The following is a 14337-nucleotide window of genomic DNA, read 5'->3' as shown; positions in this document are numbered from 1 at the left end:
CTTATTTTTTTTCAGTTTGTGTTAGTATAATTTTGTTGGTCCTGCGTCCAAGACCCATATTTGTCTTTGCTCTATGATTTGAATACCCTAGTTTTTCAAGTAGTGGACGCAAGTTTACATCATCACCTTCATCAGTACATCGGGTAGAAATCCCTATAGCTGTAACTGTATCGATTTCCAAATTCACCATTTTAACAGTAGATAGTACTTTCTCTACCATATTAATGTCTGTCTTAATTTCTACGATAGCTGATAAAATTTTCTCATTTAGAATATCCGGGCGCAAATTTCCCATTGATTCATCCGCTAGTAAATGAGTTATTGGATTATTCTTTTCAAATTTTACACCTAGAAATGCAAGTTCCCTTGTCATAATCTGAATGTCTGAAAACATTACACCCACTCCCGGTCTGCCAAATTCTATGGTATAGCCAACTTCATCGGTATCAACACGTAACCTCACATCATTAGTTTTAACTTCTTCAGTTCCCCGTCCTTTTATGCCGGTGGAGGTATGCTCCACCACAGGATCAGAGAAAATTTGCCGTATGAGCCGGGGCATTTCCAATTCATTCATTTCTATTGCCGATGTAGGACATACATCCGGCTCCGGTTCCATACGAAAGCGTAAAGCTTTTGCGGCCATTCGGATTGTTCTCGCAATCTTGGGATTAAGGTTTTCTGTACTCATTCCCCGGAAGCAGGTGCCGCATTCTACACAAGCATCATCATCTATTCTTGCCCTGTTTATTGTAGTATCTACATAAATAGCATTCATAGGACATACTGCTACACAATTTCCGCAAGCGATGCATTTTTCATGGTTTATAGTCATAGTTGTATTTTTTAAATTGTATTTTTAATTAATGAAGAAGCGCATGAGATAAACTGATATTTAGCCTATGAAGATTTCTTCTTTTATTGATATGCGGTAACGTTCGCCTGGGACCATTCCCCATCAATCAGTCTCCACATTTTTCCTGTTGGATTTTTATTTCTAAGTTCCTTCGGGAGACGATGCTCGCGTACATTATCATAGCAATGCAGCGAGGCAAACCGTAACATTGAACCAGGTATTCCTACGGAAGAAAAACCAGGGTGACCTGTTGCAGGAAAGGGTCCCCCGTGATTCATTGAAGGAACAACAGAAACGCTTGTAGGCATTTTGTCGTTTAAAAGTCTACCCACTTTTGTTCTTAGCAAGGGCTCAATTTGTTTATACAACTGATCATCTTCACCTACTTTATCAGAGTATATAGATCCTGTTAAATTTCCTTCTAATTTAGATGCAATGGCTCTCATTTCATCAGCGCTTTCTGAAAGAACAAAAAGAGTCACGGTTCCAAAAGCTTCCGTTTGAAGTACCTTTGCATTGTTAAGAAATGTATCCCCTGGTACTTTGAGTAATGTGTTTAAATAAGCATATCCGGGTCCTTCTGCCTCTTTTCCTCCTACAAGCAGCTCTGCACCTGCATTTATAAGAGTAGCAACAGCATCTGCTATGCTTTTTGGCCCAGAAGAGGAGAGTAAGGTTCCGGGTTTATTTTCTTTAAATTTTTCAGCTACTAAGTTTAAAAATCCTAATCCCTCCTCATTTTTCTCAATGATAACGATGCCTGGATTTGTACAAAATTGTCCCGAGCCCAAGGAACAGGAAGTATATAGTTCTTCTGCAATTTCAGCAGGTCTTTCTCTTAAGGCACCTTGTAAAACAAAAACAGGATTAACACTGGACATTTCAAGATAAATAGGTTTGCCTGCCTTGTCTGCAGCTTCTTTTAATTTCAAGCCACTCGTTCTACTACCTGTGAAGCCTGTTGCACCTATCATAGGATGTGTAATTAGCATCAATCCCTCTTCGGGCTCCATATGATAGATGAGTTGCACCGTTGCCTTAGGTAGGCCAGTATCATTAACAGCGTCAAAGGCGGCTTCCGCCAAAATCTTTGTGGTGCCAGCATGGCCAGGATTGGCTTTTGCAATAACTGGATTACCTGCGGCAATGGCAGAAGCGAAATCACCTCCTGCTACACTGTTAAAAGCATACGGGAAATTATTAGGTCCAAAAACCACAACAGGGCCTCCTAAGGCTCCAAACTTTGAACGTATGTTACTTTTGGTATCTATTGTAGCTCTTGCCCAGGAACGTTCCCGCGCCGCAACGGCTGCCTGACGTAATTGGTTAGTTGTACGTGGTAGTTCAACAGCACGCAATCTTGTATCCTTTGGCAGTGCTGTTTCTAAATGAGCAATCTCTACTAATTCCTCAGTACGAGCCTCTATATTTTTGGCAAATCTATCTAAAAAATCTCCCATCTTTTCAGGAGAAATTGAATACAATTCATCTGCAGCTTTTTTGCCAGCACGAATCATTTCAAGTATTTCCTCTCTAGATGATATAGGAAATTTATCTGGTAACTCTCTTTTTTCTACAGGATTCCTTGAACTAAAAAACCCTTCTGGATTTCTTGAATTTTTCCATTCTCCTGCAATTAAAATTTTTTGATTTGACATTTTTGCATTTTAAAAATTAAATTTCTATTTGTGCCCTACTACGTTTTCAAGCGTAAGCGAACCAACTTTTATCTTCACGCAATCGCCAGGATGTAAAGTGAAATCATCTGGAGGTACAATGCCGGTTCCTGTCATTAAAAATGAACCATATGGAAATGTCATTTCTCTAAAAAGGTAACCCGCCAGGTCTTCAAAAGTGCGTTTCATCTGATTTGTATTAGTGCTTTTCTGAAAAACATTTTTCTTGTTTCTGGTAATTGTCATTTCAATTAAAAGCTCGCGAAGCTCATCTGCGCCCATAAAAACAATTCCAGGGCCTATGGCACAGGAACCATCATAATTTTTAGCCTGAGGAAGATAAAGTGGATTTTCTCCTTCAATATCCCTGGAGGAAACATCATTTCCCAGAGTATATCCCACTATTTCACCAGTGAAATTAAGAATAAGAACAAGCTCTGGTTCAGGAACATTCCAGCTAGTATCTTTACGAATCCTCACTGGGCTGTTGGGGCCAACAGTACGCCATCCCACAGCCTTGAAAAAAAGTTCAGGACGCGGCGCTTCGTAGACTCTTTGATAAATACTTTTTATTTCAGTTTCTATTTCCCGCGCGTCACGACTATGAGCATAAGTTACCCCGCTTGCCCATACTTCCTGGTCTGGTTCAATGGGAGCTAATAATTTGTCATTAGCCTCCTCGGCAGTGGGTATTACTTTTAGAAAACTTCTAATACCATCTAAAGGAAGCTCCAGCAGCATTTTTAAATTAAAACTCTTTGGTAGTAATATTTCATTCAGCGCCCAACGAAAGCTTCCAGAATAATCATGACGAGTTAAATAAATTTTTTCCTGTTTCATAATTGGTTAGTGATATAAATTAAATTTTATGAAAACATAAGTCCTCGTTCTTGCTTATGAGAACTGGATGTATCTGACATTACCCGACCTTCCTTAATCACTAGTTTCACCTTTCTTAGGCTCTGAATATTTTCTACGGGATTTCCTTCTACAGCAATTATATCGGCATCTTTACCGGGAATTAAACTTCCAGTTTTGTTTTCCATATTACATACCGCTGCACCATTTATAGTCAATGCTTGCAGGGCCTGCAGATTCGAAGCTCCCAATTCAACAGAATACTCAGCCTCTTTGAATAGTTCTCCATGCATACCATCTGTTCCTAAGGCAAAAGGAATTTTTGCTTCAATTAATGACCTTATTCGACTACTGATTTCCTCGCGCTCATCATAATGTCCCTGGATCAAATGTTTGGGATAGTGGTTTACGATCTTATCATTTAGTATTGGGCTAGGAGTTAAAACAGGTTGTGTTTTTGATTTCCCCAAATTTTCAATTTGATGATCACTTATATGATACGCATGTTCTAAGGTATCCAGCCCTAACTCCAAAGCCCAATCTAATCCAATGCCCCCAACACAATGAGAAGCTACTTTTACTCCTGCCTCATGAGATGTCTGGATTGCTGCTGCTATTTCTTCATATGAAAGAAAGCTTGGCAAATCCCCGTTCCTTCTTAATGTTCCTGTAATGTAGATTTTAGTAAAATCAGCTCCTGCTCCAAGATTTTTCTTTATTGCTTCTATTATTTCTTCTTTCCCCTTAAACGGATAGCCAACAAAACCATGCCCAGTGGCTGCGCGCATCCCTTTTCCTGCTACAATAGAACGGGGCCCAGGAATTAAATTATTTTTTACCGCTTCCCGACATGCAATGTCCAAATAGTCCTTATCACCAAGTGTGCGGCATGTTGTAACACCAGAAAGAAGATCTTTTTTCATCATTATTGTTGCACGAATTGTCAATTCAGGAATAGTATCCTTCATTCTTTCAAGATAGTTTTCCAAAGAGGGATCCATTGAATGATGGGTGTGGCTATCAATCATACCAGGCATTATGGTGCATCCTGTAAAATCAAGAACAGTATCATATGCTGAATGAGGTATTTCGGCAAAAGGTGCAACAATCTGGATTTTTTCACCTTCCATTACCAGAGCTCCATTGGGTATAATTTCAGAACTATAACCTTCCCATAAATAGGAACCTTTAATAACAACTCTTTCAATCATAACTGTATTTTTTATTTACTATTTTGATCTGAAACATTTTCTACAACTTTAATCAGTTCAGCTCCTTCCATGTTCTGCATGTTTAAATCTTCGGCTAATCTGAAATATTCTGTAGCTGCCTTTGCCACATATGCAGGAAATTTTACTTTATCCAGAGTATTTGAGACTATGGACATGTCTTTGCACATCTGTCCCAATCCACCTGGTGATGGCTGATGCTCCAGAATGCTTTTCGAGAGAAGTTGAAAGTATTCACTACCTGCAATCCCACTACCTACTATCTTACAAACAACAGCAGGATCTAAATTTAACTTCCTTGCCAGAGTAATAACTTCCATGGTGGCAACATGAGTAGTCCCTACCAACAACTGATTGCAGTATTTTACAGATTGTCCTATCCCTGGAGTATTTCCTACATGGACAATATTTCCGATTATTTCCAAAAGCGGAGTAACCGTATTAATTACTTCTACTGGGGCAGCAGCAATTAGTGTTAAATTCCCCTTTGGTACCCTAGCCGGCCCACCAGTGAATGGACAATCAACAAAATGAACATTTCTTTCTGAACATTGTGCAGCAATAGATTCCAGGACAGAACGGTTAATAGTACTCATGCAGATAATCACCGAACCAGGCCCTACACCATTAAGAATACCAAAATCTCCAGAAAAAACTTCCAGAATCTGCTCATCATTCAGTACAATTACAATTATGGTTTTACAACTTCTTCCAATTTCTACGGGATTCGCATAATGGATCCCCCCTAACTCCTGAAATTTTTGAATTGCTTCTGGCCGTAGATCATTGCCATATACAGAATATCCATTTTGAATGAAGGCCTTCGCAATTGGAAAACCAACCCTACCTAATCCTATTACACCAATTTCTTCTTTGTTCATGGTCATTAAAAATTACATGCATTACTTAAAGCTGTACTTTTGATTTTACTTTTTTAGCCTTATTAGATTGAGGTAACATCTTTTTCAACTTATTTTCCTTAGGGTTTTCCAATCCTAAAAACGTAAAGATTGCAGCTAGGAGAAGAGAACACGACATTAACAAATAGGAGGCGTCAAAACTTTCTGTCACAGCATTTAGATGCCCCACCAGGTATGCTCCTGCAAAGGATCCCAGTGCTCCAAAACTATTGATAATAGCTACTGCTCCTGCACTTACATTTTTTGGAAATATTTCTGTTAATGATGTAAAAAAAGGAGCATAGGGAGTATAAATTGCTGCCCCAGCAATTACAAGTAAACCAAAAGAAATATTAAAATTAGATGTGCCTGCAAAATAAGAAGCACCGAAAGCAATGGATGCGACAAGAAGAAAAGGCCATATAAATACCTTTCGGTTTAACGTCTTGTCAGAGAAATATGAAGCTATAAACATAGATATAATAGCAATAATGTACGGGATCGTTGAAAGCCAGCCTGTACGTACAATACTTCCATCCGGAGCTGAATTAATAATGGTAGGCAACCACATAATAAAACCATAAGCACCCAGGCTCCAAAGAAAATATTGAAAGCATAATAAAATACATGCTCTGGATTTAAATGCCGCTGCATAATTTTTTACAGGTTTTATATTCTTTTGCTCTTCGTTAAGCTGATTTTCGAACTTTACCTTTTCACTTTTTGACATCCATTTTGCGTTATTGGGCTTATCGTCTACCAAAAACCACCAACAAAATGCCCATATTACCGCCGGAGCTCCTTCAATTATAAACATACCTCGCCAGCCAACAGAATCTATTAAATAACCAGACAAAACCGACATCCATATTAGAGTGATAGGATTGCCTAAAATTAAAAATGTATTAGCCTTAGATCGCTCCGGGCTCGTAAACCACCTACTAAGCAGTATAATTAGAGCAGGCCATACAGCAGCTTCAACAGCCCCCAATAAAAATCGTATTACGTACAGTATTTTTATATCGCCAATTAAACCCGTTGCAGATGCCAGCAATCCCCAAAGGATACAAGACCAAAAAATCAATTTTTTAATACTCTTATCTGCAGCGTAAATTGCACCGGGAATTTGAAAAAAGAAGTAACCAAGAAAGAAAAGGGCCCCCATTAGGGATAACGCTGAAGGGGATATATCGAGGTCTCTAGCCATCCCGCCGGCAGCTGCAAATCCAAAATTAGCCCTGTCTACATAGGCGAGACTAAATGAAATAAAAACAATAGGTGTAATCCTATACCATCTTTTTCTGGCAAGTGTACGATCTTTAATCATTAGAAATTGAAATTTAAAAATATGTTCCTGTGCTTTCTGCAACCAGGAAGTAGGTAAGTGGTTAACTTATCTGCGTTATAAGCTTTCATCCCCAATCCTAAGGCTATTGACTGGAACTAAAACTGAAATTCTTTCTACTTTGCGCTATAGAATGGTTTGGCTATCCAATTAATGAATAATCATTAAACACTCAGATAGCTTCAATCCAAGAGAAATTATATTAAATAATTTCTAAGTATTTTACTTATTCTAAGACTGTAAGGTAGTCTCTAACAACTATAGTATCTGCTCCCCTGGGAAAATTTCTATAAGCAATAAGAGTAACATCCCAAGAACCTGGTAGATTGTATTGTACCGAAGGATTGGAGCCTGTTGATGTTGCTGGTTCGCCGCCTTCAAAAGTCCATTCAAAAAATTCTGGAGAGCCAGTGGAAGAATTAGAATTGAAATTAACTGTATCTCCAGCTTCAATAGTAATTTCTCCGTTTTCACCTTCAACATCTGAAGTAAACCTAGCGATAACATGTTCTAAAACTGTTATTGTTATTAATGAATCTAATGTAACACTTGGATCATTAAATTGATCCTGAAGGCGTATATCAAATACCCCGGGCGCTAAAAATTTTGTATGTAGGATTCTCTCTGTAGATGTGGCATCATTATCTGAACCTATGACATCCACGACACCTCCACCGGGTAAGGTCCATAATCTTTCTTTAACGCCCCGGGACCCGTCTAAAATTGAAACAGAATCATTTACATTAATAGTCCTGGGTGACCAGTCGATAAATACATCAGAAAATTCGTTTAACGGTGGATCTTCTGGTTGGCAGGAAACTAAACTGGCGATTGCCATAACGGTGAGGAGTAAAATTTTATGATTTTTCATGTTTTTCAGTTTATAATGGTTGATATACACTTAGATGTTATTCTTGAATTTCATCATTAGTTATGGTTTCCTGATAAGGAATAGGGAGAAAATCATCCTCTACAGAATCATAATTTTGATAAGACTGAACAAACTGTGTGACTATAACAGCAGTCGGATCCGCTAAATCTTCAGCAGTTGCTTCTCTAAGTTCATTTGGAAATGATCTATATGATATTTGTGAAAGCTCAGCAAGAATATCTTCTATAATGCCCCACCGCCTAATATCCTGCCAACGAATCATGTGACCTTCAAAAGATAATTCAAGGGGGCGTTCAATGTACATTAGATGATGCATTAACTCTTCTGAATTATAATCATCAGGATTTAGTTGCAGTAAACCGGATCTCTCTCTTACCATATTCACATACTGTATTGCTTCAGAAACATTCTCAGCTGTTTTTAAAACTGTTTCTGCATACATCAAATAAACATCTGCTAAACGTACTATTCTTTCATTTATGCCAGAACGATCATCTACTGGTTCTTCTGCCAGCCACCAATTTTGGAATTTTTTTACATGTGCTTCCTGTTCTACACCAAAATCAAATTCTTGTGTGGACCTTTGATAAAAAATTTGTCCATCACCCTTAAAGGCGATACTCGCTAAAGCTCGTTGAGAATACTGCTGGCCAGCATTTCTGGGATCTTCCGGATCTAGTTCATCTCGTTTATATTTTTGAATCAAATTGTAAGCAGGTTCAACATTTCTATCTCCTCCCGCTTCCTGCGGAGCATAGTCTGCTGCTCTGGTAGTTGCGTTATTTGGAGTTTCACCCGGTTTTACCACATCTGAAAAGTTGACTTCAAAAATAGATTCACTATTATATTCATGTACAATGTCGAAGTTCCAACTGATATCTGGAGCAAGACCATACAATTCACTATCAATTATTTTCTTAAATTCAGTCCTTGCTTGCTCGAACATTTCTTCATACAAATATACTTTACCTAATATAGCAGTGGCGGCTCCCCAGGTAGCACGTCCAAGATTTACTGAACTACGGGTTTGCGGAAGATTTTGCTGGGCAAATTGTAAGTCGGAAAAAATGAGATCATAAACTTCATTCCTTGGAGAAAGAGGTTGAGAAAATTCATCCATATTTTCAGGAACTGTGGTATGAATGATGATTTCTCCATCATTGTAAGTCGTTGCCAGCCAGAAATAAAATAAACCCCTTAGAAAACGAGCTTCTGCCTCAATTGGTATTTTGGAAGATTCTGTGAGGTCCGCGGTTTCCAGATTCTGTAATACCTGGTTTGCTCTGAAGATTCCAGTGTATAATTCTGTCCACATATTAGTAGTAAACCCATTTACATTTGTAGCGTTATATTCGTGTAAATCGATATTATCCTGGCCCCAGGGATTTGGCTTAGCTATATCTGACATAGCATGCATAGAACCAACTGCACCGCCACCCATCACATAATCTGATTGGAGTGTATTATAAGTTGCCATTAAACCTTTTTGAAAGTCTTCCTCCGTCTCCCAAAAATCATTAATTGTGATGGTATTGGGATTAGTCTCGTCAAGAAATTCATCAGATGTTGTGCAAGAACCAAATGAAAAGCATGTAAATATGGTTACCGCTACTATCTTTCCTAGTTTCATAATTCTTTAATTTTTAATTTTTATTAAAATTCCAGTTGTAAACCTGCTCTAAATTGAGATGTTACCGGAATATTTCCTCCATCTATACCTCTATTTAATAAACCATCGTTACCTATTTCTGGATCGTTTCCTGTGTATTTTGTAAAGGTTAATGCATTTTCCACACCAATATATATTCTCAAATTGTTTATTGTTAGTTGATCGAGTAGTGATTCAGGCAAATTATAACCGAGTTGAACACTTCTTAACCTTAGGTAGTCTCCGTCTTCAAGAAAATAATCTGACCTGGATCGTATATTAGCATGAGATGTTGAGCCTCTGGGAGTAGGAATTGTAGAGGTAGGATTTGCAGGTGTCCAGGCATTAAGAACATCTTGGTGCCTCTTATGTGCATAGGCATAGCTTTTTATTGCATTATAAATTTTATTGCCGTATGTTCCATAAAACTGGGCGTAGAAATCAAAATTTCTATAGTTTGCATTAATCGCGAAACCTGCAACCCAATCTGGATTACCACTTCCCATAAAGATTCTATCATCATCATTTATGGCACCATCATTATTAGTATCTACGTATCGTAAATCCCCAAGATGCGCTCCTGGTACCAGATTTTGATATTCCTGAACTTCTTCTTCTGTGGTAACTAAGCCATTAGTAGGAATAAGAAAGAAAGAACCTGCCGGATAACCCTCCCTTATTACGGAAACAGGATCTGTAGCACCTCCTATCTGGCCTCCCCAAATGGTACTAGAGGAGAGATTGGTTTGAGTAACTTCATTTGAATTTTGTGAGAAAGTTGCAGTTAATGTAAAACCGAATTCTTCTCCATATTTTCTAAAGCTACTGGCCAATTCATAACCTTTATTTGTCATATTCCCAACGTTCATTATAACACTTCCGTCTCCACCAGAACCTGCAGAAGGAGGAACCGCTACTGGAAAAAGCATATCTGATTTATTTGTCACATAAGCATCTCCCGTAAATGTCACAGCACCATCCAAAAACCTGAGATCAAGCCCCAGGTTCTTTGCTATACTTGTTTCCCATTTTACATCAACATTCGTAAAATCTAATTGAGTAACACCAAGTGCCAGATGTTGATCTGGTTCTCCTAAAACATAATCTACACCTCCTGAAACAACAGGAGCATATAAATAATCTGGTATAAACTGATTTCCTGTAGTACCATAACTAGCCCTTATTTTTGCAGATGATAAAACTGTGTTTATGCCCCAGTTTTGATAAAAAGATTCCTCATCAATATTCCACCCTAGAGAAAAAGAAGGAAAAACTCCATACTTATGATCTTCTCCAAACCTTGAGGATCCATCCCTACGCACACTGGCACTTAACAGGTATTTATCTGCATAATTATACTGAAGTCTACCAATTGCTCCTGTTAAACTAGAAATATATTCTGTTCCACTCGCTGTAGGATCTATTGCGCCTCCACTTAATACCTGGATATCATTGCTTAAGAAATCACGCCTGCCAGCACTAAATGATCTTCTGGTAGTTTGTTCCCTAGTATAAGCGGCTAATGCAGATATTTTATGGTCACCAAAAGCCTTCTCATACATACCCATAAATTCAACAATCCAGTGTTGTCGGAAATTTTGCCCTACTTCAAGGCTGGCTATTGGAAAGCCTCCAGGAGCCAGATCGCCGGTAAATTCATCGTAGAAAGTAAATCTTGGTTCAAATAATTTTGAATATGTATTATACTGAAAACCACCAAGATTTGTTCTAAGGGTAAGACCTTCAAATACCTCATAATTCAAATCCATATTTATAGAATGGTTGTTCCCTTGTTGTTCATTTACTTGTTTTATTCTTCTGGCAATATTTGCTATCGCGCCAGGGTTAGACTCCGGTTCTGGAAAGGATTCGTCTCTGTAATCTTCAAGAGGAGTTTCAAAAGGCCGTAATCGAATTGCATCAATTGGAAGATCGGTATTGCTTATATCTCTCTGATCAAATGCTAGACCTATACCTACATTAGCGCTAAATTTACCTTTTTCAAAATGAGTGTTAGCACGAGTAGAAAGGCGCTCGTATTCGCTGTTTAACCAGGTCCCTTCCTGATTAAAATAGGTTGTAACAATACTATAGGTTAGAGTTTCTGTTCCGCCTGATAGCCTTAAACTATGATTTTGAATGGCTGCATTATCCACCTGGAACATATCTGTCCAATTGGTGTTATAATATAATCCTCTTTCATGCCATCCCGGCTGGAGAGCTGTCCAACCGAAATCACCTGGAGCATTAACAGAAAGATATCTTATCCTATTTACATACAGCCAATCTGCTGTATTATTTATCAGCGGGATATTTCGGTTAATCTTTGTAATGCCATAGTAAGAATCAAGATTTACCCGCATTTGTCCTGGAGTACCAGTTTTTGTGGTAATCAAAATAACACCATTCGATGCTCTTGTACCATAAATAGAAGCCGAAGCCGCATCCTTAAGTACTTCAATAGATGCTATTGCATCTGGACTAATGTTAGGAGGTTGCTGATATGGAACCCCATCAACAACATAAAGAGGCCCGGTTCCATCTGCTGAAAGGGATCCTAAACCACGAATTTGAACATTGGCAACCGCACCGGGTGCTCCTGAGCTTTGTGTAATGTTTACTCCTGCCATTTGACCCTGTAGTGCAGAAGTAAAATCTGGAGAACCTATCTTTTCCAATGATTCGGCTTTAACTTGAGAGACTGCCCCGGTTAACTCTCTAACAGTTTGCGTTCCATAACCCACCACCATAACTTCATCTAATGCCTGTTCATCAGATTCCATTTGAACATCCATTGTTGAATTTCCTGCAACAGCCCTTCTCGTAGTTTTCATACCTATGTAACTAAAAACCAAAACTGCATCATTTGAAGTCACATCAATGGTATAATTTCCATCAAAATCACTTAATACCCCGTTGCTAGTACCTTCCTCTTGTATTGTTACACTTGGTAATGGAACCCCGTTTGAGTCTGTTATGGTACCACTTACACTTTGTTGGATACCAGTTAGCTTTACCTTAGTTTTTTCTTCAGAAGAATCTAAAGCAATCGCAATATTATTACCCATTACACTAAGAGTGTAAGGTGTTCTTCTAGTAATTTCCTTCAACACTTTCTCTAAATCTTCCTTCTGAAATTTAAATCTTCCTGATAGTTTAGTTTTGAGATCTATACCTTCTCCATAAGCAAACTTCAAATCCGCCTGAGATTCTACTTCTAATATAATTGCACTTAGAGTTGGATTGTAAACATCAAAAGAAATTTCTTGAGGATTTATAAACAGAGGAAAATAAAAAAATACTGTTAATAGTAGTTTGTTCATATTTAATTTATTTAATTTTAAAAATGCAAATGGCTTTTCGACAATAGTCGGATTATGCTTGTTTGTTATTTTGAAGAAAAAGGGGGTTTTCTATTTGACCGTGGAAACCCTTTTTTCTACTTACTGTATATTTCTATTTTTTTAGTTTCTTTATTTACTTCATAGTTAAGATTATTTATTATTGATAAAAGATTTAAAATATCTTTAAGAGAGTCCTCTTTATTTATCCTCAATGTTACTCTCTTCTCCTGCGTGTAATCATTGGTGAGAAATTCATATCCAAATCTTTTCTCTAACCATTCAAAAAGCTTCTCCAATTCTATATTATTTAAATCCTTATAAGAGACATTATCATCAAAGTGGAGAGTAGTATTAAATCTTCTTATTAAAGCTCTTTCATTTTCATAAATAAATTTTTCACCCTTGATGAGAGCCCACGACTTTTCCAACCCATCAACTGAAACTAAAATTCGCCCTGAGAACAAAGTAACTTCTATGTTTTTTAGCCCAGGCTTTTCATTTACTAAGAAAGAGGTTCCAAGTGCAATCGTTGTAGTAAATTTGGTATTTACCTTAAACTCCTTTACACTGTCCGTTATTACGTTAAAAAAGGCTTCGCCTTTTAATTCTACTTCTCTAGAATTAGTGAAATTTTTCTTAAAGCTTATTTCGGAATCCTTCTTTAGTAGAACCAGGCTGCCATCAGGTAATACAACCTCTTTGTCAGCTGCAGCAAAGTTTTCAATAGTAATTATTGGATTGTGAATTTCCAGAAAGAAATAGGATATGAAAAGTAAAATTATAAGCGCAGCGGCGGCGGCTTTAGCATAGTTTTTCCGATCGGCTTTTCTGCCCGTCGAAATCTTAGATCGAAAGCTTTTCCACGAATCTGCTATATCGTTTTCTGATACAGTTGAGTAGGGAGCATTCCATGCCTCTTCAAATTCTTCTTCGTTAAAATCATGATTTTTCAATGCAACAATTTTTCAGCTTATATAACTATGACAATTGAAAAATCAATAGTTCCTACTCCGGATGTAAAATTTTTTAAATTTTTTTCAATTCTTCTTTTAAAAAGTTACTGGCAAGATAGATGTGATTCGCAATCGTTTTCGTGGAAATGGAAAGATATTTAGCTATTTCATCGTAGGTTAAGTTCTCCTTTTTATGAAGTAGAAATATCTCTCTTCTTTTTTTTGGCAATTTTTTTATTCCGGTATTGAGTTTAATTAAATCCTCCTCAAGGTAGTCATTGGGAGATTCTTCTGTTACTTCATAAGATTGTAAATAATAATCCTGGTTTGAAACCATTTTCTTTTCTCTTCGAAGATGGTTTAGGATTATATTTTTACATATTACATAAAGCTGTTTATCAAATACAACGTCTTCTTTCAAGTTCTCTCTTTCATTCCAAACTTTTAAAAATGTTTGTTGAACAAAATCATCGGCCTGTAGAGTAGAAGAATAGAATTTTTTTGCAAATCCATGTAATTTGGAGTAGTAAATTTTATAAAGTTTCTCCAATGCAGTTATATCATTGTTCCTTAAGGCTTTTACCAAAAAATATGTTTCATGATTCTTCATACCCAAAAGATTAAAATTCTATTAAAA

Annotated in this window: 11 protein-coding genes; all 11 read right to left on the bottom strand. The window is 37.4% G+C overall.

Annotated elements, in window-relative coordinates; all coding sequences use genetic code 11:
* Position 1: 1 nt before the first annotated feature.
* Positions 2–835, bottom strand: coding sequence for a DUF362 domain-containing protein (locus AB8M93_RS15705; protein WP_373059410.1), 834 nt, complete (start codon positions 833–835; stop codon positions 2–4).
* A gap of 83 nt (positions 836–918) precedes the next feature.
* A complete protein-coding gene (locus tag AB8M93_RS15700; RefSeq protein WP_373059408.1) occupies positions 919–2514 on the bottom strand; it encodes an aldehyde dehydrogenase (NADP(+)) in 1596 nt (531 codons plus the stop codon).
* A 24-nt stretch (positions 2515–2538) separates the two neighbouring features.
* Complete coding sequence (locus AB8M93_RS15695; RefSeq protein ID WP_373059406.1) at positions 2539–3372, bottom strand: fumarylacetoacetate hydrolase family protein; 834 nt, start codon at positions 3370–3372, stop codon at positions 2539–2541.
* A gap of 26 nt (positions 3373–3398) precedes the next feature.
* The gene (locus AB8M93_RS15690) at positions 3399–4601 is read right to left on the bottom strand and encodes an amidohydrolase family protein (protein WP_373059404.1); all 1203 of its coding nucleotides are present in this window, start codon (positions 4599–4601) and stop codon (positions 3399–3401) included.
* A gap of 11 nt (positions 4602–4612) precedes the next feature.
* Complete coding sequence (locus AB8M93_RS15685; RefSeq protein WP_373059402.1) at positions 4613–5500, bottom strand: NAD(P)-dependent oxidoreductase; 888 nt, start codon at positions 5498–5500, stop codon at positions 4613–4615.
* Between the two features lie 25 nt (positions 5501–5525).
* Positions 5526–6845: an MFS transporter gene (locus AB8M93_RS15680; protein WP_373059400.1), complete on the bottom strand. Its 1320-nt coding sequence runs from the start codon at positions 6843–6845 to the stop codon at positions 5526–5528.
* 244 nt (positions 6846–7089) lie between these two features.
* Entirely contained in the window at positions 7090–7734 is a 645-nt protein-coding gene (locus AB8M93_RS15675; protein WP_373059398.1) for a PKD domain-containing protein, read from the bottom strand.
* 37 nt (positions 7735–7771) lie between these two features.
* The gene (locus tag AB8M93_RS15670) at positions 7772–9385 is read right to left on the bottom strand and encodes a RagB/SusD family nutrient uptake outer membrane protein (protein WP_373059396.1); all 1614 of its coding nucleotides are present in this window, start codon (positions 9383–9385) and stop codon (positions 7772–7774) included.
* Between the two features lie 23 nt (positions 9386–9408).
* Complete coding sequence (locus AB8M93_RS15665) at positions 9409–12726, bottom strand: SusC/RagA family TonB-linked outer membrane protein (protein WP_373059394.1); 3318 nt, start codon at positions 12724–12726, stop codon at positions 9409–9411.
* 116 nt (positions 12727–12842) lie between these two features.
* Complete coding sequence (locus AB8M93_RS15660) at positions 12843–13700, bottom strand: FecR family protein (RefSeq protein WP_373059392.1); 858 nt, start codon at positions 13698–13700, stop codon at positions 12843–12845.
* 73 nt (positions 13701–13773) lie between these two features.
* Positions 13774–14310, bottom strand: a complete 537-nt coding sequence (locus AB8M93_RS15655) for an RNA polymerase sigma factor (protein ID WP_373059390.1) — start codon at positions 14308–14310, stop codon at positions 13774–13776.
* Positions 14311–14337: the final 27 nt, after the last annotated feature.

The sequence above is a fragment of the Autumnicola aciditolerans genome, from assembly GCF_041679265.1.
GTDB lineage: Bacteria > Bacteroidota > Bacteroidia > Flavobacteriales > Flavobacteriaceae > Autumnicola.
Note: the sequence above shows the minus strand (reverse complement) of the source record. Positions and strands in the feature narration are given on the sequence as shown.